The sequence below is a fragment of the Prevotella sp. P2-180 genome, assembly GCF_002251435.1.
Lineage (GTDB): Bacteria > Bacteroidota > Bacteroidia > Bacteroidales > Bacteroidaceae > Prevotella.
In genome coordinates this window covers 33,980-60,954 of record NZ_NPJI01000082.1, presented here as the reverse complement: position 1 = coordinate 60,954, position 26,975 = coordinate 33,980, and the positions used below count along the sequence as shown (strand labels likewise).

The 26,975-nt window shown below is 47.8% G+C and carries 19 protein-coding genes and 5 tRNA genes; 18 read left to right on the top strand and 6 right to left on the bottom strand.

From position 1 onward, the window contains the following. Positions 1 to 15 precede the first annotated feature (15 nt). Complete coding sequence (locus CIK98_RS11580) at positions 16 to 1,992, top strand: OPT family oligopeptide transporter (RefSeq protein WP_094384382.1); 1,977 nt, start codon at positions 16 to 18, stop codon at positions 1,990 to 1,992. 860 nt (positions 1,993 to 2,852) lie between these two features. Here the strand turns inward: CIK98_RS11580 and CIK98_RS11575 are convergent. The 5 genes from CIK98_RS11575 to CIK98_RS11555 all read right to left on the bottom strand — a co-directional run bounded on the left by CIK98_RS11575 (position 2,853) and on the right by CIK98_RS11555 (position 13,649). After that, positions 2,853 to 4,415, bottom strand: coding sequence for a glycoside hydrolase family 32 protein (locus CIK98_RS11575; protein ID WP_094384381.1), 1,563 nt, complete (start codon positions 4,413 to 4,415; stop codon positions 2,853 to 2,855). A gap of 18 nt (positions 4,416 to 4,433) precedes the next feature. Further along, positions 4,434 to 5,840: a DUF4960 domain-containing protein gene (locus CIK98_RS11570; RefSeq protein ID WP_094384380.1), complete on the bottom strand. Its 1,407-nt coding sequence runs from the start codon at positions 5,838 to 5,840 to the stop codon at positions 4,434 to 4,436. Positions 5,841 to 5,855: 15 nt separating this feature from the next. Next, positions 5,856 to 7,589, bottom strand: coding sequence for a RagB/SusD family nutrient uptake outer membrane protein (locus CIK98_RS11565; RefSeq protein ID WP_094384379.1), 1,734 nt, complete (start codon positions 7,587 to 7,589; stop codon positions 5,856 to 5,858). A gap of 6 nt (positions 7,590 to 7,595) precedes the next feature. After that, positions 7,596 to 10,697, bottom strand: a complete 3,102-nt coding sequence (locus CIK98_RS11560) for a TonB-dependent receptor (RefSeq protein ID WP_094384378.1) — start codon at positions 10,695 to 10,697, stop codon at positions 7,596 to 7,598. Between the two features lie 162 nt (positions 10,698 to 10,859). Further along, positions 10,860 to 13,649 (bottom strand): substrate-binding domain-containing protein, encoded by a 2,790-nt coding sequence (locus CIK98_RS11555; RefSeq protein WP_094384377.1) that lies wholly within the window; start codon positions 13,647 to 13,649, stop codon positions 10,860 to 10,862. 238 nt (positions 13,650 to 13,887) lie between these two features. On the opposite strand from CIK98_RS11555, the gene CIK98_RS11550 reads away from it, so the two are divergent. Continuing rightward, on the top strand, positions 13,888 to 15,903 hold the full coding sequence (locus tag CIK98_RS11550; RefSeq protein WP_094384376.1) for a glycoside hydrolase family 97 protein: 2,016 nt from the start codon (positions 13,888 to 13,890) through the stop codon (positions 15,901 to 15,903). On the opposite strand, the gene CIK98_RS11545 is transcribed toward CIK98_RS11550, so the two are convergent. After that, positions 15,900 to 18,377, bottom strand: a complete 2,478-nt coding sequence (locus tag CIK98_RS11545) for a glycoside hydrolase N-terminal domain-containing protein (RefSeq protein ID WP_094384375.1) — start codon at positions 18,375 to 18,377, stop codon at positions 15,900 to 15,902. The two genes, CIK98_RS11550 and CIK98_RS11545, sit on opposite strands and share 4 nt — an antisense overlap. 224 nt (positions 18,378 to 18,601) lie before the next feature. On the opposite strand from CIK98_RS11545, the gene CIK98_RS11540 reads away from it, so the two are divergent. The 16 genes from CIK98_RS11540 (at position 18,602) to rplL (ending at position 26,849) form a co-directional block, all read left to right on the top strand. Further along, positions 18,602 to 20,401, top strand: a complete 1,800-nt coding sequence (locus CIK98_RS11540; protein WP_094384374.1) for an aminopeptidase P family protein — start codon at positions 18,602 to 18,604, stop codon at positions 20,399 to 20,401. Positions 20,402 to 20,576: 175 nt separating this feature from the next. Further along, positions 20,577 to 20,768, top strand: coding sequence for a 30S ribosomal protein S21 (gene rpsU, locus CIK98_RS11535; RefSeq protein WP_094384373.1), 192 nt, complete (start codon positions 20,577 to 20,579; stop codon positions 20,766 to 20,768). 77 nt (positions 20,769 to 20,845) lie between these two features. Continuing rightward, positions 20,846 to 21,727, top strand: a complete 882-nt coding sequence (locus tag CIK98_RS11530) for a tyrosine-type recombinase/integrase (RefSeq protein ID WP_094384372.1) — start codon at positions 20,846 to 20,848, stop codon at positions 21,725 to 21,727. Between the two features lie 19 nt (positions 21,728 to 21,746). Beyond that, the gene (gene hpf / locus CIK98_RS11525; protein ID WP_094384371.1) at positions 21,747 to 22,046 is read left to right on the top strand and encodes a ribosome hibernation-promoting factor, HPF/YfiA family; all 300 of its coding nucleotides are present in this window, start codon (positions 21,747 to 21,749) and stop codon (positions 22,044 to 22,046) included. A gap of 101 nt (positions 22,047 to 22,147) precedes the next feature. After that, a tRNA-Thr gene (locus tag CIK98_RS11520) sits at positions 22,148 to 22,221 on the top strand. Positions 22,222 to 22,242: 21 nt separating this feature from the next. After that, positions 22,243 to 22,325 (top strand) — tRNA-Tyr (locus CIK98_RS11515). A 25-nt stretch (positions 22,326 to 22,350) separates the two neighbouring features. Further along, positions 22,351 to 22,423 (top strand) — tRNA-Gly (locus CIK98_RS11510). 7 nt (positions 22,424 to 22,430) lie between these two features. Further along, positions 22,431 to 22,502: transfer RNA gene (locus tag CIK98_RS11505), tRNA-Thr, on the top strand. Positions 22,503 to 22,559: 57 nt separating this feature from the next. Beyond that, complete coding sequence (gene tuf / locus CIK98_RS11500; RefSeq protein ID WP_094384370.1) at positions 22,560 to 23,753, top strand: elongation factor Tu; 1,194 nt, start codon at positions 22,560 to 22,562, stop codon at positions 23,751 to 23,753. Positions 23,754 to 23,798: 45 nt separating this feature from the next. Then, positions 23,799 to 23,871: transfer RNA gene (locus CIK98_RS11495), tRNA-Trp, on the top strand. Positions 23,872 to 23,887: 16 nt separating this feature from the next. Next, complete coding sequence (gene secE, locus CIK98_RS11490; protein ID WP_094384369.1) at positions 23,888 to 24,079, top strand: preprotein translocase subunit SecE; 192 nt, start codon at positions 23,888 to 23,890, stop codon at positions 24,077 to 24,079. 12 nt (positions 24,080 to 24,091) lie between these two features. Then, positions 24,092 to 24,637: a transcription termination/antitermination protein NusG gene (gene nusG / locus CIK98_RS11485; RefSeq protein WP_094384368.1), complete on the top strand. Its 546-nt coding sequence runs from the start codon at positions 24,092 to 24,094 to the stop codon at positions 24,635 to 24,637. Positions 24,638 to 24,725: 88 nt separating this feature from the next. Further along, entirely contained in the window at positions 24,726 to 25,166 is a 441-nt protein-coding gene (gene rplK / locus CIK98_RS11480; RefSeq protein ID WP_094384367.1) for a 50S ribosomal protein L11, read from the top strand. Between the two features lie 21 nt (positions 25,167 to 25,187). Continuing rightward, positions 25,188 to 25,880, top strand: coding sequence for a 50S ribosomal protein L1 (gene rplA / locus CIK98_RS11475; RefSeq protein WP_094384366.1), 693 nt, complete (start codon positions 25,188 to 25,190; stop codon positions 25,878 to 25,880). A gap of 20 nt (positions 25,881 to 25,900) precedes the next feature. Then, positions 25,901 to 26,419, top strand: a complete 519-nt coding sequence (rplJ, locus tag CIK98_RS11470) for a 50S ribosomal protein L10 (protein ID WP_094384365.1) — start codon at positions 25,901 to 25,903, stop codon at positions 26,417 to 26,419. 52 nt (positions 26,420 to 26,471) lie between these two features. Next, positions 26,472 to 26,849 (top strand): 50S ribosomal protein L7/L12, encoded by a 378-nt coding sequence (rplL, locus tag CIK98_RS11465; protein ID WP_094384364.1) that lies wholly within the window; start codon positions 26,472 to 26,474, stop codon positions 26,847 to 26,849. Positions 26,850 to 26,975 lie beyond the last annotated feature (126 nt).

Here is a 26,975-nt window from a genome sequence, read left to right as displayed (position 1 = left end):
TAACACTTTAATCTAATGACTGAAAACGAAAACATCCAGTTGCCTGAGAATGCTTTCCGGGAACTGAAGGAAGGGGAACAGTATCAGCCGATAATGGACCCGCGAAAAAATTATTCAGAGGTGAACGCATGGTCGGTCACATGGGGAGTGCTTATGGCAATGCTCTTTTCTGCCGCTGCCGCATACCTCGGTCTGAGAGTAGGCCAAGTGTTTGAGGCCGCCATTCCTATTGCCATTATCGCTGTAGGCATGTCCACTGCCGCAAAAAGGAAAAATGCGATGGGCGAGAATGTCATTATACAGAGTATCGGAGCCTGTTCCGGTGCTGTGGTTGCAGGAGCCATCTTCACTCTGCCTGCCATTTACATCCTTCAGGCCAAGTATCCAGAGATGACGGCCTCGTTCCTTAATATCTTTATTGCCTCGCTGCTTGGAGGTATCATAGGTATCCTCTTCCTTATTCCGTTCAGGAAATATTTCGTAAGCAATATGCACGGCAAATATCCATTCCCAGAGGCCACTGCCACCACACAGGTGCTCGTAAGTGGTGCAAAGGGTGGTGGTCAAGCCAAGCCGCTGCTTATGGCAGGTGCCATAGGAGGTCTCTACGACTTCATTGTCAGCACCTTCGGATGGTGGAACGAGAATTTCACCACCCGTTGCTTCGACCTCGGACAGCAGATTGCCGACAAGGCGAAACTCGTGTTTAAGGTAAACACTGGTGCTGCCGTTTTCGGTCTTGGATATATTGTAGGTCTAAAGTATGCCTTCATCATCTGTGTCGGTTCATTGGCCGTATGGTGGCTTATAGTTCCAGGCATGTCTCTGTTCTGTGGCGACATGGTGCTCAACCAGTGGGATCCCACCATCACAAAGGCTGTCGGAGAGATGAGCCCTGAGGAGATATTCCGTGCCTATGGCAAAAGCATCGGCATTGGCGGTATTGCCATGGCAGGCATCATCGGCATTATCAAGTCGTGGGGCATCATAAAGAGTGCCGTCTCGCTTGCAGCTAAAGAGATGAAGGGCACCCCTAAGGCCGATAAGGAAGAATTGCGCACCCAGCGCGACATCTCCTTTAAGTTTATTGCCGTGGGCTCAGTGGTTACCATCATCGTCACATTCCTTTTCTTCTGGTTTGGAGTGATGGAAGGCAACCTCCTTTTTGCCGTGGTAGGCATACTGTTGGTGGCTGTCATAGCCTTCCTTTTCACTACAGTAGCCGCGAATGCCATTGCTATCGTGGGCACCAACCCCGTTTCGGGCATGACGCTTATGACGCTCATCCTCGCTTCTGTGGTAATGGTGGCTGTGGGCATGAAAGGCACCGGCGGTATGGTGGCTGCACTGATTATGGGTGGTGTGGTATGTACGGCATTGTCTATGGCAGGCGCCTTCATCACCGACCTTAAGATAGGCTACTGGCTTGGCACTACGCCAAAGAAGCAGGAGTCGTGGAAGTTTCTTGGCACCCTGGTGTCGGCAGCCACTGTAGGAGGTGTGATGATGCTTCTCAACGAGACCTATGGCTTCGCCTCCGGCCAGCTGGCCGCTCCTCAGGCCAATGCCATGGCAGCAGTCATCGACCCACTGATGAACGGCATTGGTGCTCCGTGGGTGTTGTATGCCATTGGAGCAGTCATAGCCATCGTTCTCACCATGCTGAAGATTCCAGCCCTTGCCTTTGCCCTTGGCATGTTCATTCCCATGGAGCTTAACATACCTTTGCTTGTAGGTGGTGCCGCCAACTGGTATGTCACCACTCGTTCCAAGGACGCTGCAGTAAACAAGGAGCGCGGCGAGAAGGGCAATCTGCTTGCTTCAGGATTCATTGCCGGTGGCGCGCTGATGGGAGTTGTAAGTGCATTGCTACGTTTCGGCGGCGTGTCGTTCAACTTTGAGTCATGGTGGGCAAATCCTCTCAGCGAGGTCTGCTCTCTCATAGCCTACGCACTCCTCATCGCCTATTTCGTTAAGGCGACGAAGAAGTAAGACAGTGATCATCATCTGAATAACGACAATACCAAATAAAAGTTTTTCCGCTTTTATTTGGTATTTTGCCTCCAATTAGAGAAAGTACCTTTTCTCACAATGTCCTTCCTATCATATTTAATACTCATCCTTTGGTTCAGCCTCTCATCCATATTCATGACAATGCGTAATTACAAGACGGATGTCGTCAGACCCCTACACTCTACATTGTTTAAGGGTAAGTGTCTTGTATTCAGATAGTTAGTGAATGTAGGGTGCCTCTCAGCCCTACATTCACCCTACATTCACTCTACATAAAACCACATCGCTGCAATTTTCTGCTCTAATGTCAATAATATTCACAAAGCATCAGCATGTCATTTTCACTTCGTTCGCCTATGGCCCGATGGTTGTAATGGCGGAATACAGGCTAACGCGGATGTGAATGATGTAGGGTGAATGTAGGGTGAATGTAGGGTTGAGAGGTACTATACATTCTGCAACATGCAGATTATCAGCGAGTAAGGTGCTAATGATGTAGGGTGTAGGGTGCCACGCAAGTTAGCGTCATACGGGCGGCAAGGAGACGATAACGTCGATTAAGCATAACGTCTTCTGCTGCCCTGTCACTATTATGACAGCCGACTGTCATAAGCTGACAGTCTGTGAAGCATAAGCTAACCTTCGGCGAAGTATATGCTCTCTTTAATAAATTTCCAAGTTATTATTAGGAATTGTTCTCACACATCAAGGATGAAAGGTAATATTTAGGCGGCAATTCCCAAACCCACAAAATAAATCGAGCTGAGAATTGCCGCATTAATCAAATTATTACATGTTTGCAAACTGTTTTGCAGAAATAGGATGTGTCAATGGGCAAGTTAATATGTGCTGACCTTTATATCGCTAATGTTGATGTTACCACCATAGCTGTTGATAGACCAGCAGTTTTTCTGCAATCCGTAGATACGTTGCGTGGTACCATATTCACCATTGATATACATGACAACCACCGAATTGTCGGTGTAGATATCAACCTTGTAGGTATTGTCGGCAGGACGGGGGAAGATATATCCGTCGGCACCTACGATAAATCCCTTTCCCTCGCTGCCTTCCTGTTCGAAGTTTACCTTGCGGCGACCATTCTCCCACTCCGGATTAACCACGAGAGAATAATATTTTGTTGCGTCGGTGCCACGTGCGAAGGAAACGCCCCATTTGTCGGCCTCTCCTGCTTTTACCAAAAAGGAAATGTGGTTGTGGTAGCCCAAGCGGCTGAAAAGCGCATATCCGTTGCCGCTAATGGTACCCGAAGTATAGTTTTCCGATGCCATGACTTTCGGTTCCGTCTGTTGGTTGTATTTTGCTGCCATAGCCGGTACCTCACCGACAGAGAGCGTTCCATCGGCATGCTGTATGAGTTTGTGGCATACGAGCGCTCCCGACCAGTTAGGCTCACTTTCAGCACCTACGGAAATGTTCTTGTCGTGGATGGTGGTGCCTGTGCGATAAGGTGTCCATCCCCAGATGAAGCGGTCAGTACCGTTAGAGGCAGTCTTGCCAGCATAGAAGGCACGTGTGTCGAGCACGCCCTCCTTGTCATCGGCAGGCCATTTGGGGCCTTCGTTGAAACACTTCTTCAGTTCGTCGAGAGACCGTGCCATCATATACTTCACCTTGCGGCTCCAGTCGCTGCGGAAAGCCTCGCTATACACCATGTACCACCAGTCGCCCATCTTGAAGATGTCAGGACATTCAAGCATGCGGTCCCAGATCATGCACGAGAACTGTCCGGCATAATCCCAGTCGCGGAGATTGTTTGAGGTGTATTCCGCAAACTTCAGATTGCTTGATATAATCATGTGCCACAGACCGTTGTCGTCCTGGAACACCTGCGGGTCGCGGAAATCGGACTCAGAGTAGCCATGGTCAGCGCCACGCAGCACCCACGCCTTGTCTTTTGTCCATGTCTTGAAATCGGGCGATGTGGCACGCATCACAACCTCGCGTGAGGTGTGTCCGGTATAGTAGATATAGTACAAACCGTCGTTTTCGTTATAAACGGCGCAGCCAGTGCCTATGGCAGCGTCAAGTTCGTCTTTCGACTTGCCAGTCTCAAGAACTTCTCCCATACCCTGATAGTTGGCTCCGTCGGTGGTGGAGACACCGTAAATGGGATGGAAGCACCATGGGTCGTTGTTGTCGAACTCCTGCAAGTAAAGGACCTTGAAATTGCCTTCCTTTTGGTCGTAGAAAGGCATTGGGTCCCCCACCCTTCCTATGGCAGGTTTCCAATATGTGTTGTAACCGTTCTCCTCTGTAGGAGTGAAACATTCAGTTGTTGCGGTCCAGTCTTTCTCCGGGTCTCCTGCAAATTTGTCTTCGCTGCATGAAGAGACTGAAAGTGCAGACAATAATACTATTGAAAATATCATTGGTTTCATATTTTTTTTATTTATTAATTACTTGGATAAATAATTGAAAGCATTTTGGGTGATGATGGCAACGTTCTTGTGGAACTTCTCGGTGTAGCCAGCCTCAAAGGTGTAGGAATACCAGTCGTAGCATCCAGTGCCGATGCAGATGATTCCACCCTTGCCGTCGTGAGCGGGATATTCCCAGGCAACGACAGCCCCATCGCCACCTACTCCGAGAATGGTTGCTCCGGTGCGGGCTTCCCATGCCTCATGGTTGTCGTAACCGCCCCAATCAGTTCCGATGTGATACTGTGCTGTGGAGTTGGTGATATGGTATCCGGCATCTGTGGTATAAACAGCATTTGGGTCGTCGCCTGCCACGAGTCCCTGCCATAGAGGATGGGATGACTGTGAACTGTACTTCTTGAAATCCCAAGGACCGCCGCAAAGTTCAGCCTCAGCTTCATTCTGTCCCCAGCAGTTGTTTGGAGTTGTCCACTCGTCGTCGCCAGTAGCACCGATGAAGGAAGGAAGGTTTGTGGCATAGCGAGTGAGGAGGAATGATCCACCATTCTCATAATATGTGCGCAGCTGGTTCTTTGCCTCAAGCGCATATGGCGCTTTCACCATGAACTGGTCGTGTCCGTCAACACCGCCATCGTAGTGGAAATGCCACCATATCACCTTACACTCGGAGAGGTCTATTGCATCCGACTGTATGTCGGCAAAGGAAGCATAAAGAGACTTCTCAACGTTGGCAAGCATCCACGAGCATGCCTCCTTGGCCTCAGGATCGAGGTCGCTCATTGCAGGAACATTTCCCACGAACACCGCCTTTGGCTTGTCGATGGCATAGACATATACCGTGTATTGTGACTGGGCTGTGCCATTTGCGACCGTATAGACAACAGGAGAGGTGAAGTCCTGTGTCACACCGTCGAGAGGCTGGCATGTGGCACCCTCGCTGTACTCTATGGCAGGAACGAGTGATGTGATGTCAACATTTCCCGGCACATAAACGGTGATGGTCTTTGCACTTTGGTCGATGATGCCGTTATAGACATCGTTGATTACGAACGAGGTGATCTTCGCCTCGTCGCGCTTTGCCACAAGTTTCCAGTCGAGGAACAAATCGCCGTTAGTCACATGGATGTTTTGCACACCTTCCATATTGAGTTTCTGTCCTTTCTGGACATTTGCCGCAGCACCTTCGGAGAGTTGCAGTTCGGTCAGTGTCATTTCACGCGTGTCGTAGGTCTCAGGAAGATTTACCGTTACGGTGCGTGAGGCGAGGTCAACCTTTCCCTCATAGTTGTCGAGGGTCAGCGCCTCTATTGAGCAATCTCCCGAAAGCTGGAGGTCGCTGACGTTGTCGTCTGTGCAGGCAGTGGAGCCCGTCAGCAGTATGGCGGCGAACAATGCCTTTATTGTGTTTTTTATCTTTGTTTGCATAATGTACTTGTTTTTTTACCAGTTACCAATATTCTGAGTGTAATATCCGTTTGAAGCAGCCACCTGGGCAAAAGGAATAGGCAGATACTCGCCTTTGTTGGCAGTGAACTCAGCCTCGCCATAAACGGTGCATTTCGTTTTCTCTGCAGCATAGTAGCTGTTGAGCGTTTGGGCAGCCTCGCCCCATCTTACGAGGTCGAAGAATCTCTCCGACTCCATAGCCAGTTCGAGACGGCGTTCCATCTTCACAATCTTTATGGTCTGCTGCTTGTCGTATGAACCAGTGTATTGCTTGCAATAGAACTTCACCCCATATCTTGAAGGATAGTTGGAAATCATCTGTGTGCTTGCAGCTGCACGAGAGCGGATCTTGTTGACCAAGGCGATAGCCTCTGTTGTCTTTCCAAGTTGCGCGAATGCCTCGGCACGCTCAAGAAGCACATCGGCATAGCGGAACACGATGCGGTTCATGCTTGTTGCCCAGAACGAACCCTTTATCAGGTATTGTCCGATGAGGGCAGGGTCAACATTCTGTTTCAGGGTGACATAGTAGCCATAGAGTCCACCCGAACGGCTCCAGTTGGAAGTGCGGTCCATCATATAGCTTGGGTTGAACATGTATGGCAGTCCTGCCATTCCGACGGTGAGGAAGAGCCTTGGGTCGGCGTTGTCGGCAGCCATGTCGTAATCCTTCTGGTTGAAACTGTCGATCAAAGGCAGTCCGTTGTTGTCGGTGCGGAATGCGTTGACAAGGTTCTGCGAAGGTTTGTAGAAGTCGCATCCACCGTCGGTCACATCAGCAATATTAGGACAGATAAGTCCGTTCGACCAGTTGAGGTTTCCGTAAGTGGAACCATCGTTGCGTGAGTATTGTATTGCCCATATCGACTCGCATCCGTTCTCGTATTGTTCTTCCGGACGGAAGTTGTTGTGGATGTCCTTTTCGAGGTCGTATCCTCCGGCGGCATAAATCGCGGGATCGGAGTATTTTATCACCTTTTCAAGGTCGTCGGTGTTGATGCTTGTCACCTGATGGCTGTTGGCATCGTCCTGGTGGTAAGCCTTGTAGAGATAGACCTTGGTGAGGAATGCCGCGCAGGCAGCCTTTGTAGGACGTCCTTTGTCCGCTTGCTTCACTGGCAGCACCTCGTAAGCCTCTTCCAGTTCCTTGGCGATTACTGCCCATGCCTCGTCGTTGGTGTATTCGGTATTGGAGAGTTTGTTATAGTCTTCATACTGAAGGTTGGCGTTCATGATGAACGGTATGTTCTTGTAGAGACGCTTCAGCAGGAAGTGGCTATAGGCACGCAAGAATTTCATTTCCGCAAGACGCTGCTCCTTGAGCGTATAGCTCTCGTCACACTTTTCAAGAAGGCTGATGGCAGAATTGATTCGTGAGATGGTGATATAGAGGCGGTTCCACATGTCGCTGATGTTCCAGTTGGTGGTGAGCACACCCTTCTGTACCTCAAGCTGATGGAACACGTCGCCATCGTTCACCGAGCTGCCTCCCTTATATGCGTCGTCGGAGCGCACATCGTAGTTCCACATTGAGAACGATCCGTTAATATCTTCACTTTGGGTGAATCCGGCATAAGCGGAAATCACTGTACTCTCCACCAGCGAAGGGTCCTTCACCTGGTTCTCGTCGAGTGTGCCCTGTGGCACCTGCTCATCGAGGAAGTTGGAGCAGCTTGCTGCCATAACGGCAAAAGAGGCAGCCAATATGTAGTTGAAAATCTTTTTCATGACTAATTAAAATGTTACGTTAAGACCAAATGTCACATTCACCGGTATAGGATATCCAAAGTTTGCGTTCTCAGGGTCAACACCTGTAAAATCGCTGCTCTTGATGGTGAGCAGGTTCTGTGCTGAAAGATAGAAGCGGAGACGTTCCATCTGGAGCTTGTTTGCAAACGCTTTTGGAACATTGTATCCAAGCTGTATGTTACGCAGTTTGAGGTATGACCCATTCTCTACATAATAACTTGAAACGCGTGTCTCGTTATTGTTGTTGTATGTTGAGAGTGCAGGGATGTTGGAGTCCGGATTTGTTGGTGACCATGCTTCGAGGAGTCGCTGTCCCTTGTTGAGGTTTGCCACGTTCACGCCTGCCCAGAGGTCGGTTTCCTTTTTAAGGTCGGAGATGACGTCAACACCCTGGACACCCTGCCAGAACATTGTAAGGTCCCAGTTCTTATACTGCAGGTAGATATTCATGCCGTAAGAGAAATCAGGTACCGGAGAGTAGATCCAATCCTGGTCGGCCTCGGTTATCATGCCGTCGCCGTCGAGGTCCTTGAATCGCATCCTGCCCACGCCGGCTCCTTGCTGTATGGCGTGGTTGTCAACCTCTTCCTGGCTTTTGAAAATTCCGTCGTAGATATAGCCCACCTGTGCGCCCATAGGATGACCGATGACACTCTTCACGCCATTGCCTCCGAAGTCGCCGTTGGCAGCCACTGTCTCCGGCAGTTTGGTAATCTCATTGCGGTAGGTGCCAATGTTTGCGGTGATGTCGTAGCTAAAGTCGCCTATGTTGTTGCGGTAGCCGAGGTTAAGTTCAAGACCATTGTTCTTCATCTCTCCGGCGTTTATCCACATTGAGCTGCCTTCGCCCATCGCCGCTATACCTGCCATATAGAGGAGGATGTCCTTTGTTGTCTTGAAGTAGTAGTCGAAACTACCGTAAAGGGTGTTGTTGAAGAGTGAGAAGTCGAAGCCGAAGTTTGTCTGGGTTGTAGTTTCCCATTTTATATCGTCGTTTCCAATCTGGCCACGTTTGAATCCCGACTGCAGTATCTGTCCGCCATTGGTGCCGGCAATATCATAAGAGGTACCAAAGCTGTTGCCTCCGAAGTTTGAGTCGCCATATACAGCATGGTAGAGAGTGTAGCGGGCGGTGTTTGAGATTTCCTGGTTACCTGTCTGTCCCCAAGATGCACGCAACTTGAGGTCGTAGAGCCATGAGCTGGTGGACTTCATGAACTTTTCCTGTGTGATGCGCCATCCGGCACTTACTGAAGGGAACGTACCATACTTGTTGTTTTTACCGAATCGGCTTGAACCGTCGCGGCGCACGGTGACAGAAGCCATATATTTATCAGCAAAGGTGTAGTTCACCTTTCCAAAGAAAGAGAAGAGCGAGAAGCCACTGCCCGAACCATAGGCCTTTTCGATGCCTGTGCCTGCGTCAGGCCACATATAATCGGTGTTGAGAGCCTCGAAGTCGTAGCGTTTGCCAGAGAACCACACGTCATTCTGACGGTTTGCCTCAACACCGAGCATATAGTCAGCACGATGATTTCCCACTTCCATGTTGTATGTTGCCACGGCATTCCACATCCATTTCATCCAGTGCTCCTGCTTTGCCTCCACGGCATTCTCAGGATTTGCCACGTTACCGTTAGAAATAGGCATTGTGAAGATGCGTTGCTGCTTCTGGGCATAGTCGATGCCCGCTGTGGTGCGGATGTTAAAGCCTTTGAAAAGGGCGAGGTTTAGGTACACGTCGCCAAATGCACGCCAATAGGTATATCGATTGTTCTTGTTGCGTTCCAGACGTCCGAGAGGGTTTTCGCGGTCGGCATATCCTCCCGTAAGGTTTGCATATTCACCTTTTGTATTGTAAACCGGGAACGAAGGGTTGAACTGAAGTACATTTTCAAGGAACCCGCCCGGTGCGCTAACCTCTGAAGTGCGGTTGAGCGTGAAGTGCTCGCCTACGGTCAGAACATTGCCAATGAGTTTGTAGTCGCTGTTAATACGGGCGGAAAGTCGCTCGAAGTCAGAATACTTTATGATACCGAGATTCTTGTAGTAACCAAGAGACAAATAGCTTGACCCCTTCTCGTTGCCATTGCTTACGCTTACGTTGTAATTCTGGATAACACCAGTGCGAGTGGTTTCCTTTACCCAGTCGGTATCGGCGGCAGGAATGGTATTACCGTCGTCAAGGTATTTGCGCATCGTCACGTTGTAGAGCTGTGGGGTTCCCTGTGGGTCGTAGCCCCAATCGAAGTGATAGCCAAGATTGTTGTTGTTCGGGTCAAGGCCATCGTTGACATTTGCCTGCCAAAAAGCCTGTCCCCACTGCTCTGCGTTGAGCACCTTGAGCTGGTTGGCATAGAAAGAGGCGGCAATGCTTGCGTCGAAATCTATCTTCACCTTTCCGTCCTTACCTTTCTTAGTGGTGATGATGATGACACCGTTGGCAGCCCTGGAACCATAGATACTTGCCGAAGCAGCATCCTTCAACACCTGGATAGACTCAATGTCGTTGCCGTTGAGCTCGTGCATACCCGATTTCGTCGGCACGCCATCCACTATATAAAGAGGGTCGTTGTTGTTTAGGGTACCTATACCACGAATGCGGACAGTGGCAGCTCCTGAAGGTGTTCCGTCGGCAGAGATGTTCATGCCCGGCACCCTACCTTGAAGGGCCTTTATCGGGTTGTTTTCATTCTGCTTCTGCAACTCGTCAACACTTACCACGGAAACGGCACCCGTAAGGTCTGCCTTGCGCTGGGTGGTATAACCTGTCACCACCACTTCCTGAAGATTCAACGCGTCTTCCATCAGTGTAATCTTCATTCCCTGAGCGGCAGGAAGCTCCTGATTGTTGAAGCCTATATAGCTTACAACAAGTATGGCACCTTGCTTTACACTGATCTTGAAGTTTCCGTCGAAATCAGTAATCGTACCGTTGGTGGTACCTTTCTCCATGATTGTGGCTCCGATGATGGTTTCTCCTGTCGGGTCAACCACCTGTCCCGTAGCTTCAATCGTTTGCGCATATGTTATGGTAGCGACCACGAACAATAGCGCCATTGTTGCTAATCTTTTAAACTGTTTCATTTGTTTGTTATTTAGATGTTTCAAATTGTTTTCGCTGCAAAATTAGCCTAAATCGCAGAAATATCTACAAAAACCGGTTGCAACATTCCGCACTAATGTTGCAACCTTTACAAAATGAAACAATAATATTAAAAAGGTAACATTTTTATTCTTCACTAATGGTTATGCCATAGTGTCGCTTGGATAATCACCGAAATAAGTTTTATAACACTTGGTGAAATAAGTTGCATTGGGAATACCTACAGCAGCAGCCACATGGGAGACCTGGTCATAACCGTCGAGGAGCATCTCACGCGCATGTTCAAGGCGGGTATTGCGGATAATCTCCACAGGCGTGAAGCCTGTAAGCGCCTTACACTTCCTATAGAGTTGGGCACGGCTAAGGCACATCTTCTCTGCAAGTATCTCTACGCTGAAATCCTTGTCGCTGTAGTTCTCCTCTATGTGTTCCCGCAATTTCTTCAGGAACCCCCTGTCGTATCTCGACAACGACTGTTCGGATGTGTCTTGTCTGGCAGGCTTTTTCGAATCTGACGCGTCGTTACTTTGTTCCGCGGCATTTCCCCTGAACAGGTTAACCCTTAAACGGTTTTTCAAGAGTGTGTCTATCTGTGCCAACAATACCGAGCTATTGAATGGTTTTGCCAGATAAGCCTCCGCTCCCGACTGCAAGCCTTTGACGCGGTGCTCGTCAAGACCGCATGCCGTAAGCATTATCACCGGGATGTGGCTGGTGCATACGTTGTTCTTCAGCTGTTGGCAACATTCCAAACCGTCCATAACCGGCATCATCACATCGCACAAAACAATGTCCGGAATGTTCTCTGTTGCCAACCTTAGACCTTCCTCGCCGTCGCAGGCTTTCAAGACACGGTATTTTTCGCTTAGCAGGCTGCCGATAAACGACCGCATATCGGCATTGTCGTCAATTACCAACACTACGGGCCGCGTCTCTTCTTCCGTTACGTTCTGTTGTATCATGGGTTGTGCCGAAGGCAGGTTGGAACATACCCAAAGACTTTCCGGCGACAGACCTTGGTTCACTTTCGACACTGGTGCGGAGGCGTATGGTTGTACTGATGGAATAATGATGGATATTCTCGTTCCTGTCTTGCCTGCTGTCTTGTCGCTGTTCGAGTCTATCTCCACTCTTCCACCCATCAGCTCTGCATATTTCTTCACTAATGCCAATCCTATGCCAGTGCCTTCCTCCGAGGAGTTTTCCAACCTATAAAAGCGTTCAAATATTTTATTCAGCTTGTCCTCGTCAATACCGGGACCTGTGTCGCTTACGGCAATGGTGAGTTTATCGTCTGACAAGCCATACTGCAAACTTATGGAGCCACCTGAGGGCGTGAACTTGATGGAATTGCCAAGGATGTTGTACACCATACGTTCGAGCTTCTTCACGTCAACGTTGGCGAAACACTCACCCTGACTTATGTCGAAGTGAAGGTTAAGGCCTTTTTTCTGCGCCAACGACATAAAGGACTCGTGCCATGAGTTTACCAGAGAGTTGAGGTTAACCGTTTGAATGTTCAACTTCATCTTACCGTTTTCCACCTTTCTAAAATCAAGGATTTGGTTTACAAGGTCGAGCAACACTCCCACATTACGCTTTGCAATCTGCAACAGTGCCATCAGTTCGCCATTATCCTTCATCATTGTCATTGCTTGGTCAATAGGACCTGAGATGAGGTTGAGAGGTGTGCGGAAATCATGTGAGATATTGGTAAAGAACACGAGTTTCGCATTCGTTGCATCCTCCAGCTGGTGGGTCATATTTACAAGTTCCTCATTCTTTTCAAGCAGTATGTTTTGTTGTTCGTGCAGTCGTTTGTTCGACTTTCTCCTCAACGTATTCACACGATAGAGCGCAACACAAAGGCCACATATCAAAGTCAGCACTCCCAATGCCACATACAACATTATACGTCTCATCTGGCTCTCTTTCAGATAGAACACGGCAAGGTTGTGCATCTTTTTCACTCGCTCAACCTCAGAGTTTATGGCATGGTCCATGTTTATCAGCAGAGTGGCTTCCTGTGGCGTACTCACCAAGTAACTTGGGAGAAGGGTCTGACGGTCGAATTTCTCTCTCCGAAGAATTTTCAATGCAGTCTGAATGATCTCCTCTCCGCCAGTTGGATATATAGCGGTAGCATTGAGCAGACCTTTCTCTACCGCCTCTACTCCCAGCCCAGGCGAACCGAAACCGTCGGCTCCGACAAAGATATAGTCATTGTCGGGATATAACTTGTCTGCCACTTTCTTTGCCTCACTTGCCATATAGTCGCTATGGGCGACAATGACATCCACGTCAGGATGAAGGCGAAGGAGCGAATCTGTCGCTTCCGATGTGCGAGGCCCTAACCAACCAGCATCCACAGATGCCACAACTTCAATATTGGAAGAATTTGACAAACCACTAATGAAGCCCTTGTGTCTTTGCATGGCAGGTGAAGTCTGCATATCTCCTGTTATTTCCAACACTTTTCCACCTTGGCTCTTCAGTTTTGTTGCCACATAGGCAGCCATCAACAGTCCCACCTTGGTATTGTCGCCACCAACAAACGCCGAATATTTTTCGCTGTTGATGGTTCTGTCAAACAACACTACCGGAATACCATTATCGTAGGCTTTGCCAATAATGTCGGAAAGGGCTGTTGTGTCGTGTGGCGATACAAGAAGTATGTCCACCTTATTATCTATAAAATACTGTATGTCCTCTATCTGTTTTTTACCATTGTCAACAGCACACAACAATTCCATCGTTGCATCATCATGCAACAATAGTTCGCGAAGCATCTCGTTGTTCTGTTTCTCCCGCCAGTAGCCACCACTGCATTGCGACACACCGATGCGATAGTGTTTGTGTACTGATTCATTGTTGCAAGATGAAAACACAGTAATTAGCAGTAAAAAAGTAATATAGATAATACGATTAACCATCCTTTTTCTTATTTAGTTATATTTCAATTTGTAGGTGTGCAAATTTATACAAATTTTTCATTACCACCAAAAAATAACAAACTTTTCTGCAAAAAACATTGAAAAGCCAGCATATGTCTTGAAACACTTCAGCAAACTGAAGGTATTGAAGATATATTATTCCAAAAAAAATTGGCATTTAGTGTGTGGATAAGATATTTTTTGCTATCTTTGCCGTCGCAAACCAATAATAACGTAAATGAAAACCATTACCACAATTATCGCCATGATGTTTGCATGCCAGACATTATGGGCAGCGAAAGAGAAAACTACTGTAGTGACATCGCCTGACGGAACACTGAAGGTGACCGCAGTGACAAACACGGAGGGTATGACATGGAAAGTGGAACAAGACGGGAAAAATGTCATTTTGCCTTCTGCCATTAACATTTCCATCGGCGGGAAAAAAAGTATCTCCCAGGCTGCAAAAGAAACTGCAAGAAAAAACGTTGACAAAACCGTGAACCTGTTTTATGCAAAACGTAAACAGATTAGGGAACAATACCAGACGGTGACTCTCGCCTTTGCCAACGGAGTGAGCGTGGAACTGAGGGCTTATGACGATTTTGCGGCCTACCGCATCTTGACCGACAACGGCAAACGGGAACGTGTGGTAGACAACGAGACAGCAGAATTTCGCTTCGCCGACGATTACAAGGCTTTTGTGCCATATGTGAACGACAACAGGGGCGGCGAACGATGGTGCTACTCGTTTGAGTCTTACTACGACGAACAACGCCTGTCGGAAATGTACTCCGACTCGCTGGCCATAGCACCTCTCGCAGTATGCCTTCCAGAGGGCAGAAAGGCCGTGGTGATGGATGCGGGAGTGGAAAACTACCCAGGCATGATGCTTGTAAAGGGTGAGGGCAACATGCTGAAAGCAGCGTTTGCGCCATGTCCCGCTGAACAAGAGATAGGAGGATATTCGAGACTAAACATTGTGCCTAAGAAACGTAACGCTTACATAGCAAGACTATCAGGACGACAGACACTGCCTTGGCGTGCAGTAGTGGTGACGAGAGAAGACCGAAAGCTAATGGACTGCGACGTGGCACAGCTGCTCGCCCCGGAATGCCGCATAGGCGACACGCAGTGGATAAAACCGGGAAAGGTGGCATGGGACTGGTGGAACAATACCAACATCACCGGAGTGGACTTCAAGTCGGGCATGAATACACCTACATACAAATACTATATCGACTTTGCTGCAAAAAATAGTATTGAGTATATTATAATAGACGAAGGATGGAGCAACTCCGAATCGCTTACGGAAGGACTGAACCCCGACATTGACCTCAAGACACTCATCGACTACGGCAAAAGACGTGGAGTTGGTATAATACTTTGGTCGAGCTGGAGAAATCTCATCAGAAACAATCCCGACGGCGACATTGCACAGACCGACGAAATAATGAAACACTATGCCGACATGGGCATAAAGGGATTTAAGGTTGACTTCTTTGACCGTGACGACCAGCAGGTGACAAGGTCTGCATACAGTATAGCCGAAAGTGCCGCAAGACACAAGTTGCTGCTCGACTATCACGGATTGAAACCTGCCGGTATTCAACGGCCATATCCAAACATACTCAACTTTGAAGGCGTGAAAGGACTGGAAAACTCAAAATGGGAACCACGCGTGGGAGACGGACCGCTACATAACCAGCCGAGATATGACGTGACCATACCTTACCTCAGAATGCTCACAGGATCTATGGACTATACCCCTGGAGCCATGGACAATGCCCGCAGAGACAACTTCTTCGGCAACAACGACCATCCCATGAGCCAAGGCACAAGGGTACACCAAATGGCCATGTACGCCACCTTCGAGGCCCCGCTACAAATGCTTGCCGACAGTCCTACGAAATACGAGCGCGAGCAAGAGTGCACCGACTTTATAGCACAAGTGCCTACTGTGTTTGACGAGACAATAGCCATTGACGGAGAAATGGGTGAATACACCGTGTTGGCGCGACGCAAAGGCGACACATGGTATGTAGCCGCACTCACCGACTGGACTCCACGCGACATCCAGCTGTCTCTCTCCTTCCTTCCCGAAGGCACCTACACTGCCGACATCTTCGCCGACGGAGTTAACGCAGAAAAAGAGGCCACCGACTACAAGCACAGCAGGCAGTCGGTGACCCAGTCTACAAAACTCGACATTCATCTCGCCTCTGGCGGCGGATGGGCGGCGAGGATCTATTAAACACCTCTCTCCACTTCAACCACATCTCCCGCCTCAGTCTCCACGTCATACTCATATATACGAGGAAGTATTGGAGACTGGGGCGTGATTTCGTTTGATATGCGTGGTTTAGCTACTTCGGCTGGTGCGAGGAGAGCGTTAGGACAGGTGCCGGTGGCGGGCTTTAGGGCCTTGCCCTTCAGAGGCACATATGAGCGCAGACGAAGTGTTCCGCCGTTCCGTGACACTATACGTGCCTTTAGCAACTGGCTGCCCTGCCAGTCCATATCCACTACAAACGCACCACGGGCAACAAGGCCCTTTACACAGCCTTCCTTCCATTCCTCAGGAAGTGCGGGAAGCAGTTGTACGGCACCGTCGTGACTCTGCAGCAACATCTCCGACACACCAGCTGTGAATCCGAAATTACCATCTATCTGGAATGGCGGATGAGCGTCAAAGAGATTGCGATAGGTGCGGCCGTTGGGATAGTCTTTCGCCACAGCATCGCTCGGGAGAAGACAGAGCATGTTGCGGATGATACGGAAGGCATGGTCGCCGTCTAGCATTCGAGCCCAGAAGTTTATCTTCCAGCCAATGCTCCATCCGGTAGCCATGTCGCCACGCTGCAAAAGCGTGTTGCGGGCAGCCTGGAAAAGAAGAGGATTGGCTGTAGGAGAAATCTGGTTGCTTGGATATAGACCGTAGAGATGGGAGATATGACGATGCTCGTCACGTGGATTGTCGGCATCTACAAGCCATTCCTGTACTTGGTTATGACGGCCTATCTGCATAGGAGGCAACTGGCTTATCACACTCACCAAAGAGTCTTCGTAAGCCTTGTTGCCGCCAAGCTCACGTGTGGCAAGAAGTGTGGAATAAAGAGCGTCGAAGGCTATCTGGTTGTCCATCGTGCAACCGGCCACAATGCTTGCGCCCGACTTGTCGTAACCATGTTCCGGCGACATGGAAGGCACGGTGACGAGCCATCCGGTCTGAGGGTGTTTCACCAAATTGCTCATATAGAAGTCGGCAGTGCCGCGAAGGGCATCGTAATGACGGCGAAGAAAGTCTTTGTCTGCCGTGAAGAGATAGTGTTGCCAGAGATGTTGGGCAAGCCATGCGCCTCCATTGGGCCACATGCCGTAATATGCCATGTCGATAGGACCGGTCACACGCCAGATGTCGGTATTGTGATGGGCAGTCCAGCCACGGGCTCCATAGAGTTTTGAAGCTGCATCACGTCCGGTGACGGCAAGGTCGTCTATCATCGAAAACAATGGCTCATGACATTCGCTGAGGTTGGTGACCTCGGCTGGCCAGTAGTTCATCTCTGCATTTATGTTGATGGTATACTTACTGTCCCAGGGAGCATACATCGAACTGTTCCACACGCCCTGCAGGTTAGCGGGCTGTCCGCCTGGCTGCGACGAACTGATGAGCAGGTAGCGGCCATACTGGTAGAGCAATGCCACAAGATTAAGGTCATCGTTTGTGTTGAAGTTCTTCACACGCTCGTCGGTCTCAGCCTCAGAAGCCTTGGTGGCTGGAATGTTGAGACATACACGGTCGTACTGCGACTTGTATTTCCTTATGTGTTCGTCGAGCAACTGGTTATAGCTTTTCTTCATTGCTTTCTTCAGCATGGAGTCGCAACGCTTTGAGGCATTGCCCGACACGTCGTGGTAGTTTATGAAGTTTGTAGCACCTATTATATATAATGTGGCGCTATTGGCATTCGACACGAAGATGTTGCCGTTAAGGGCTTTCACCCGTCCGTCTGTCTGTACTGCCACTCGACACTCTGCGTTGAGTGCCGGCTTTATGCCCTCCTGCTCAACGCCATGGCAACGCATGGTCATCGTTGCGCCCTTGGCACTCACCTGCGGGTTAAGCTCTTTCGGACAGTCGTATGCAAGTGAGAAGGCGAGAGTGTTGTCGATGCTTGTCTCAAGCCTTACTACAATCACGTTGTCTGTCATGGAGGCAAACACCTTACGGCTGTATGTTGCAGCCCCCACATTATAGTTCACGTCGGCTGTTGCAGTGCCGATATTTAGCGAACGAGTATATGAAGGGCGTTTCGACTCAAGTGTAGTAGGAACCTTCTCAAGAGCCGAGTAGTCGTATTTTACCTTCAGCGATCCAAGAGGCAGGTATCGCATGCCATGCTGGCCGGTGAAGAAAGTTCCGTCGATAAGTTTCTGTGCCTCTCCAAATTTTTCTTGAAACACCATCTGACGTATCTCTCCCAGTGCCGCATACCCTTTGGAACTGATATTGTTGTGAGGACCTCCGGCCCAGAAAGTCTCCTCGTTGAGCTGAAGCTCTTCCTGTTCCACGCCTCCAAACACCATCGCTCCCATGCGGGAGTTGCCCACTGGCAGTGCGTCGGTCCATGTCTCTGCCGGATGGCTATACCATAGCCTTAGGTCTTGCGCCGTGGCTGTCACTGTAGCCATAACAGACAATACGAATAAAAAAGTCTTCTTCATTATATTTATGTTTTATGTTTTTTTCTGCTTGCAAAGGTACGAAAGTTTTTCGGTATTATCACCCTATTTCGTATCATATAGTTGAGATAATGTTTCTAAAAGCGTTAAATTTGGATAAATATTTGTCAATGTCTTGGAAAATGGACAAATAATAAGTATTTTTGCAATGAGAAGCGAATGTACTCGAATTGCGAGATTCATTATTTTCAAAACTAAGTTTCACTATGAATACAACAATCACAAGCAGGTTAGACTCTCTAAGAGAACTTATGAAACAAGAGAAGGTTGACGCCTTCATATTTCCCAGCACCGACCCACACAATGGAGAATACGTGCCCGACCACTGGAAAGGACGCGAATTTATCAGCGGTTTCAACGGGTCGGCAGGCACTGCCGTGGTAACCATGGACAGTGCGGCATTGTGGACAGACTCACGTTATTTCCTTGCAGCCGAAGAGCAACTTCAAGGCACGGGATTCACGCTGATGAAACTAAAGATAGAAGGCACACCGTCCATATCCGAATGGCTCGGACAAAAACTCTCACAAAAGGACGGGGCTGTGGTTGGTATCGACGGCATGGTGAACTCCGTAGACACTGTGGAAAGCCTCGCTGCCGAACTTAGACGCCAAGGAGGAATAACCATAAGGACCAATTTCGACCCGTTAGACATCATCTGGACAGACAGGCCATCCATACCTGAAAACAAGGTGGAGATACATGACCTGAAATATGCAGGCGAGACGGCAGAAAGCAAGATAAGAAGGATAAGGGAAGAACTGAAAAAAATACATGCCTCGGGCATGCTTGTGTCGGCACTCGACGATATAGCATGGACACTAAATCTCAGGGGAAGCGACGTACACTGCAATCCCGTGGCAGTGGCTTACCTGCTTGTCGACGAGAGCAAAGTAACCCTATATGTCGACAGTCGGAAACTCGGTCAAGAGGTAAAGGACTACCTGAAGAAAGCAGGCATTACCACCGACGAATATCCTAACGTGGTCAATGGCTTGGGAAACTATCAGGGATATAACATACTCATGGACCCTTCCGAAACATCTTATACCTTATACAAAGCCTACGGCGAGCGCCCGAAGATTATGGCAGCATCGCCAATACCGGCAATGAAGGCAATAAAGAACGAGGTGGAGATAGAAGGCTATCGCAACGCAATGATAAAAGACGGAGTGGCAATGGTAAAATTCCTCCGTTGGCTATTGCCAGCTGTGGAAAAAGGCGGTGTGACAGAAATGTCGGCCGATGAAAAACTCACCGCGCTAAGGGCACAACAACCACTCTTCCGCGACATCTCGTTCGACACTATTGCAGGCTACGGGGAACACGGTGCAATAGTACATTATGAGGCAACGCCAGAAACAGACGCAGAACTGAAAGCTGAAGGCTTGCTGCTGCTGGACAGTGGTGCGCAATACCTCGATGGAACTACAGATATAACACGAACAATAGCATTGGGATCACTTACGGAAGAAATGAAACATGTCTACACATTGGTACTGAAAGGACATATCGATCTGCAGATGTGTAAGTTTCCGGCTAACGCCAGTGGCACACAGCTCGACATGCTCGCACGTCAGGCTATGTGGCGCGAGGGACTCAACTACCTTCACGGCACAGGTCACGGAGTAGGCTCATACCTCAACGTACATGAAGGACCGCACCAGTTCCGCATGGAATGGAAACCCGCGCCTCTTAAATCAGGAATGACCGTGACGGTGGAGCCCGGACTATATCTAGCTGGAAAATTCGGTGTAAGGACGGAAAATACAACTCTCATACGCCATTATATGACCACCGAGTTCGGCGACTTCCTCGAAATAGAGCCCCTTACACTCTGTCCGATAGACAAAAAGCCCATAGATGCAGAAATGCTTACTCCAGAAGAAATACAATGGCTTGACGAATATCATAAGACGGTATATGAGAAGCTCTCGCCATACCTTGACGACGATGATCTAGTATGGCTTGAAGAAGCATGCAGCAAGCTTCAAAAAGGCCTATAACATAGGGATATATGTCGATTTTTCGCACAAAACGACTTTTTTTTCACAATAAACTGAAAATATTTGGTAAAAAAGTTGTCTATTTGGTAAAATAGCAGTAATTTTGCACCCACTTTCGGGCAAAAGCCCATAGAGAATATAAGTTTAATTTAAAATTTTAAAACAAAAAAGCAAAATGATTATTGTACCAGTAAAGGAAGGCGAGAACATCGAGAAAGCCCTCAAGAAGTTCAAGAGAAAGTTTGAAAAGACAGGTGTCGTAAAAGAACTCCGTGCACGTCAGCAGTTCGACAAACCCTCTGTTCTTAAGAGACTTAAGATGGAGCGCGCCATTTACGTACAGAAACTGAGAGCTACTGAGGAATAAAAAAACCTCAAAAAAATTTGGTAGTTTCAAATATTTTCCGTAAATTCGCTGCTGAAAACTAATAATGCGGTGGAAAGATGGTTAAAAGATTTGTTGAATACATGCAATTCGAGCGAAACATGTCGCCGAAAACAGTGAAAGACTATGAGGCTGACCTCAACGACTTCATGGCATTCTTCACCAGTCTTGATAGCCATCTTACGTGGGAGGACATCGACCAGGACATAGTCCGAGGGTGGATGGAAAGCATGATGGACAGAGGAAATAGCGCCTCTTCCGTATGCCGGCGTCTTTCCGCACTACGAGCCTTGTACCGATTCGGAATGAAAAGGGGGTTGGTGACCAAAAATCCCGCCCATCTGATAAAGGCTCCGAAAAAGGCAAAGCCACTGCCCCAGTTTGTCAGGGAGACCGACATGGACCGACTGATAGACAATGAGGAGATGTGGGACACGACCTACAAAAGCATCCTCGCGCGTACCATTATAATAATGATATACGAAACAGGGGTAAGAAGGTCAGAGCTCATAGGACTCAACGACACCGACATCGATTTCAACCAGCGCACCATAAAGGTCACCGGAAAGCGAAACAAGCAAAGGATAATACCTTTTGGCGAGGAACTGCACGAGACGTTGCTGAAATATATGCAGGAGCGTGACGCAAAAAGCTCAAGGCAAACAGAGGCGTTCTTCACAAATGAAAAAGGACAAAGGATATCGGAAAGCTTGTTGGCAACCCTTGTGAAAAACTCACTTGGAAAGGTGACAACGATGAAGAAACGGTCGCCACACGTGCTAAGGCACACCTATGCGACTGCACTTCTCAACAACGGTGCAGGATTAGAAAGTGTAAAAAAGCTGCTTGGTCATGAGAGTCTCTCTACAACAGAGATCTACACCCATACCACATTTGAGCAGCTAAAGCGAGTTTATAAACAAGCCCATCCAAGGGCATAACCCTTTAAATTTTGAATTTATGGAGATAAAGATTCAGTCAATTCATTTTGACGCTACCGAGAAGTTACAGGCGTTCATCGAAAAGAAAGTCGCCAAGTTAGAGAAGTCTTACGAAGATATTCAGAAAGTAGAGGTGCAATTAAAAGTTGTAAAACCGGCAACGGCTCAAAACAAGGAAGCGGCTATCTCAGTCAATGTGCCAGGCACGACATTGTTCGTTGAGAAGGTAAGTGACACTTTTGAGGAGTCTATCGACCTTTGTGTTGATTCCATGCGGGTTCAACTGCAGAAATTTAAAGAAAAAACGAGAAATTACTAAAAAAAACGGCGAAAAGTTTTGGTAATTCAAAAATAATGCGTACCTTTGCAGCCGATTTCCGACAGCAGCTGCATAAAAGCGGTAATCGGCTGAAGGTACAAGCCTCTTTAGCTCAGTTGGCCAGAGCACGTGATTTGTAATCTCGGGGTCGTTGGTTCGAATCCGACAAGAGGCTCAAAAGAAGAAACTTAGTCATGGGTGTTTTCCAGAGTGGCCAAATGGGGCAGACTGTAAATCTGCTGTCTTTCGACTTCGGTGGTTCGAATCCATCAGCACCCACTTAATGATTAGGTTTTTTAGAAATGCGGAAATAGCTCAGTTGATAGAGCACTAGCCTTCCAAGCTGGGGGTCGCGGGTTTGAGCCCCGTTTTCCGCTCTCTGTTGCTGTATTAGCTCAGTGGTAGAGCACTTCCTTGGTAAGGAAGAGGTCCTGAGTTCAACTCTCAGATACAGCTCTAAATAATAAACATCAAACAGATTATTCATTAAAATTAAAATAAACAAGAAAAGCTATGGCAAAAGAGACATTTGTCCGTACCAAACCACACGTAAACATTGGTACAATTGGTCACGTTGACCACGGTAAGACCACTCTGACCGCTGCCATTTCAAAGGTTCTTCACGAGAAGGGCTTCGGTACAGAGGAAATCAAGTCATTCGATCAGATTGACAACGCTCCTGAGGAAAAAGAGCGTGGTATCACCATCAACACTGCTCACATCGAGTATGAGACAGCTAACCGTCACTACGCACACGTAGACTGCCCGGGACACGCCGACTATGTAAAGAACATGGTTACTGGTGCTGCTCAGATGGACGGTGCTATCATCGTAGTAGCTGCAACTGATGGTCCTATGCCTCAGACTCGTGAGCACGTACTGCTCGCTCGTCAGGTGAACGTGCCAAAGCTGGTTGTATTCCTGAACAAGTGTGATATGGTTGAGGACGAGGAAATGCTTGAACTCGTTGAGATGGAAATGCGCGAACTGCTCGATCAGTATGAGTATGATGGCGACAACACTCCTATCATCCGCGGTTCTGCTCTTGGTGCTCTCAATGGCGTTGACAAGTGGGTTGAAAAGGTTATGGAACTCATGGATGCTGTTGACAACTGGATTCCACTGCCTCCACGTGATACCGACAAGCCATTCCTTATGCCTGTTGAGGACGTGTTCTCAATCACAGGTCGTGGTACTGTAGCAACAGGTCGTATCGAGACTGGTGTTATCCACGTAGGTGATGAAGTTGAACTCCTCGGTCTTGGTGAAGACAAGAAGTCAGTCGTAACTGGCGTTGAGATGTTCCGCAAGCTGCTCGATGAGGGTCAGGCTGGTGACAACGTAGGTCTTCTTCTCCGTGGTATCGACAAGAAGGAAATCAAGCGCGGTATGGTGCTTTGTCACCCAGGACAGATTAAGCCTTTCAAGAAGTTCAAGGCTCAGATCTACGTTCTGAAGAAGGAAGAAGGTGGTCGTCACACTCCATTCGGAAACAAGTATCGTCCACAGTTCTACCTCCGTACAATGGACTGTACAGGTGAAATCACTCTGCCAGAGGGCGTAGAAATGGTAATGCCTGGTGATAACGTAACTATCACTGTAGAGCTTATCTACGCTGTTGCCCTGAACGTAGGTCTCCGTTTCGCTATCCGCGAAGGTGGACGTACAGTAGGTGCTGGTCAGATCACAGAGATTATCGAGGATTAATTTGCACGATAATACAAGTTCCCGGTTTTGTTCCGGGAACTATCTACGGGAATAGCTCAGTTGGTAGAGCATCGGTCTCCAAAACCGAGGGTCGTGGGTTCGAGTCCTCCTTCCCGTGCTAAAAGAATAACAATATGTTTAATAAATTCGTTAATTATTGCAAGGCGTGTTACGATGAACTTGCGCACAAGACAACTTGGCCTACAGGCCGTGAGCTTACACATAGTGCAGTGGTTGTTTTATCTGCTTCCCTAGTCATTGCATTGGTTGTGTGGGCAATGGATTTGGTATTCAAGTTTGTTATGAGTTCTATTTATCCTAATTAATTTTTTTTCGAGATGTCTGAGACTGAAATGAAATGGTACGTTCTTCGTGCCGTTAGTGGTAAGGAAGCAAAGGTTAAGGAATACTTGGAAAAAGCAATAGTCAACAACGACGTGCTTAAGGACAATGTAGGAGAGATTTTGCTCCCGACTGAAAAGTATGCTGTTCTTCGCAATGGAAAGAGAGTTATCAAGGAGAAGCTCTTTTTGCCAGGTTATGTTCTTATCCAGGCAAAACTTCAGGGTGAAGTAGCTCATACTCTTCGTTTCATGCCCAATGTCTTGGGATTTCTCGGAGGTTTGGATAATCCGACTCCTGTTAAACAAGCTGACATTAATCGCATTCTCGGCTCAGCTGACGAGTCAGTCATCGAGGTAGCCGATGTAGCAGTTCCCTACAATGTGGAAGATGCTGTCAAGGTGGTTGATGGTCCATTTAGCGGTTTCAGTGGTATCATTGAGGAAGTGAACGCTGAAAAACGCAAACTGAAGGTTATGGTTAAGATATTCGGAAGGAAATCACCTCTCGAGTTAAGTTTTACGCAAGTAGAAAAGGAATAAGGCGTAATTTGTTACGGTACGTTAGTTCCTTTATACACGGCAGTGGACAATACGACCGCTGCTTAACAATTTAAAATTAAAAACAGAAATGGCTAAAGAAGTTGCTGGATTAATCAAATTACAGATTAAAGGTGGCGCTGCAAATCCCTCACCCCCAGTAGGACCTGCACTTGGTTCAAAGGGTATAAATATTATGGGATTCTGCAAGGAATTTAACGCCAGAACCCAGGATAAGGCAGGCAAGATTCTTCCTGTTGTTATCACCTACTATGCAGACAAGTCTTTCAGCTTTGTCATCAAGACTCCTCCTGCAGCTGTTCAGCTGAAAGAGGTAGCCAAGGTGAAGAGCGGTTCTGCACAGCCAAACCGCAAGAAGGTAGCAAGTGTTACTTGGGACCAGGTAAAGGCAATTGCAGAAGACAAGATGGCTGACTTGAACTGCTTTACTGTAGAATCGGCTATGAAGCTGATCGCAGGTACTGCAAGAAGTATGGGTATTACTGTACAAGGGGAGTTCCCTGGTAAATAATTTTAAACTTCAATTCAAAAAATGAGTAAACTGACAAGAAATCAAAAGTTGGTGGCTGACAAGGTTGAAGCAGGGAAAGCATACTCTCTTAAGGAAGCTGCAGAACTGGTAAAGGAGATTACCACTACCAAGTTCGACGCATCCTTGGATATTGACGTGCGTCTTGGTGTTGACCCACGCAAGGCTAACCAGATGGTTCGTGGTGTGGTATCATTGCCAAATGGAACCGGTAAGGTGACACGCGTACTTTGTCTTTGTACTGCTGACGCTGAAGCTGCAGCTAAGGAAGCTGGAGCTGACTATGTTGGTCTCGACGAATACGTTGAGAAGATTAAGGGAGGTTGGACAGACGTTGACGTCATCATCACCATGCCGTCTTGCATGGGTAAGATTGGTGCTCTCGGTCGTATCCTCGGTCCTCGTGGTCTTATGCCTAACCCCAAGAGCGGCACTGTGACAATGGATGTTGCAAAGGCTGTAAGAGAGGTTAAGCAGGGTAAGATTGACTTCAAGGTTGACAAGGCTGGTATTGTACATGCTTCAATCGGTAAGGTATCTTTCTCGCCTGAGAAGATCTATGAGAACGCAAAGGAGTTCATCCAGACCATCATCAAGCTCAAGCCGGCTGCTGCTAAAGGTACATATCTGAAGAGTATCTTTATTTCAAGCACTATGAGTAAGGGTATCAAGGTAGATCCTAAATCAGTTGAATAACTCGTTAAAAGTTTAGTAAAATGAAAAAGGAAGTAAAAGATACTATTATCGTAGAACTCGGACAGAAGCTTAAGGAATATCCGCATTTTTACCTTGTTGACCTTACAGGTTTGAATGCTGAAAAGACAAGCGAACTGCGCCGTAAGTGCTTCAAGAGCGAGATAAAGCTGATGGTTGTGAAGAATACTCTTCTTCACAAGGCATTCGAGGCATCTGACATCGATTTTTCTCCGATGTATGAGAGTCTGAAGGGCAATACTGCCGTAATGTTCGCAAATACGGCAAATGTTCCGGCTAAGTTACTTAAGGATTACACCAAGGAAGGCATTCCTGCTCTTAAGGCTGCATATGCAGAAGAGAGCATCTTCGTTGGTGCTGACAGACTTGAGGAGCTGGCTGCTCTCAAGAGCAAGAACGAGCTCATTGCAGACGTTGTGGCCCTGCTGCAGTCTCCTGCAAAGAACGTTATCTCTGCTCTTCAGTCAGGAGCAAACACTATCCATGGTGTGCTGAAGACTTTAGGCGAGCGTCCTGAATAATACTTAAAGTCATAAATTAACAAAATTAAAAACAAATAAAAATTAAAATAAAATGGCAGATATCAAAGCTATTGCTGAAGAATTGGTAAATCTTACAGTAAAAGAAGTAAACGAGTTGGCAACAGTCCTGAAGGACGAGTATGGAATTGAGCCCGCCGCTGCAGCTGTTGCTGTAGCTGCTGGTCCTGCAGCAGGTGCTGCTGAGGCTGCTGAGGAGAAGACATCTTTCGATGTTGTCCTCAAGGAAGTAGGCGCAGCTAAACTGCAGGTTGTAAAGGCTGTTAAGGAGGCTTGCGGTCTTGGTCTTAAGGAAGCTAAGGAATTGGTAGACGGTGCTCCTTCTACACTGAAGGAAGGTCTGTCTAAGGACGAGGCTGAGAACCTGAAGAAGACCATCGAGGCAGCTGGTGCTGTTGTAGAGCTGAAGTAATTCAGAACATCATTGATACACATTGGTTAAGAATCTTTAAGTAGAAGATTCTTAACCTTTTTGTGTTCATTACGAACACCTTCTCTTTTATTACTTGAGGGCTTACCGCCCGAAGGTTGCAATTTT

Bases quoted from the DNA above. Each gene is read 5' to 3' on its own strand.
- CIK98_RS11530 (WP_094384372.1), top strand. From the start codon at position 20,846: ATGGTTAAAAGATTTGTTGAATACATGCAATTCGAGCGAAACATGTCG.
- rpsU (WP_094384373.1), top strand. From the start codon at position 20,577: ATGATTATTGTACCAGTAAAGGAAGGCGAGAACATCGAGAAAGCCCTC.
- rplA (WP_094384366.1), top strand. From the start codon at position 25,188: ATGAGTAAACTGACAAGAAATCAAAAGTTGGTGGCTGACAAGGTTGAA.
- CIK98_RS11550 (WP_094384376.1), top strand. From the start codon at position 13,888: ATGAAAACCATTACCACAATTATCGCCATGATGTTTGCATGCCAGACA.
- CIK98_RS11570 (WP_094384380.1), bottom strand. From the start codon at position 5,840: ATGCAAACAAAGATAAAAAACACAATAAAGGCATTGTTCGCCGCCATA.
- nusG (WP_094384368.1), top strand. From the start codon at position 24,092: ATGTCTGAGACTGAAATGAAATGGTACGTTCTTCGTGCCGTTAGTGGT.
- CIK98_RS11540 (WP_094384374.1), top strand. From the start codon at position 18,602: ATGAATACAACAATCACAAGCAGGTTAGACTCTCTAAGAGAACTTATG.
- rplL (WP_094384364.1), top strand. From the start codon at position 26,472: ATGGCAGATATCAAAGCTATTGCTGAAGAATTGGTAAATCTTACAGTA.
- secE (WP_094384369.1), top strand. From the start codon at position 23,888: ATGTTTAATAAATTCGTTAATTATTGCAAGGCGTGTTACGATGAACTT.
- CIK98_RS11580 (WP_094384382.1), top strand. From the start codon at position 16: ATGACTGAAAACGAAAACATCCAGTTGCCTGAGAATGCTTTCCGGGAA.
- hpf (WP_094384371.1), top strand. From the start codon at position 21,747: ATGGAGATAAAGATTCAGTCAATTCATTTTGACGCTACCGAGAAGTTA.
- CIK98_RS11565 (WP_094384379.1), bottom strand. From the start codon at position 7,589: ATGAAAAAGATTTTCAACTACATATTGGCTGCCTCTTTTGCCGTTATG.
- rplK (WP_094384367.1), top strand. From the start codon at position 24,726: ATGGCTAAAGAAGTTGCTGGATTAATCAAATTACAGATTAAAGGTGGC.
- CIK98_RS11545 (WP_094384375.1), bottom strand. From the start codon at position 18,377: ATGAAGAAGACTTTTTTATTCGTATTGTCTGTTATGGCTACAGTGACA.
- CIK98_RS11560 (WP_094384378.1), bottom strand. From the start codon at position 10,697: ATGAAACAGTTTAAAAGATTAGCAACAATGGCGCTATTGTTCGTGGTC.
- CIK98_RS11555 (WP_094384377.1), bottom strand. From the start codon at position 13,649: ATGGTTAATCGTATTATCTATATTACTTTTTTACTGCTAATTACTGTG.
- rplJ (WP_094384365.1), top strand. From the start codon at position 25,901: ATGAAAAAGGAAGTAAAAGATACTATTATCGTAGAACTCGGACAGAAG.
- tuf (WP_094384370.1), top strand. From the start codon at position 22,560: ATGGCAAAAGAGACATTTGTCCGTACCAAACCACACGTAAACATTGGT.
- CIK98_RS11575 (WP_094384381.1), bottom strand. From the start codon at position 4,415: ATGAAACCAATGATATTTTCAATAGTATTATTGTCTGCACTTTCAGTC.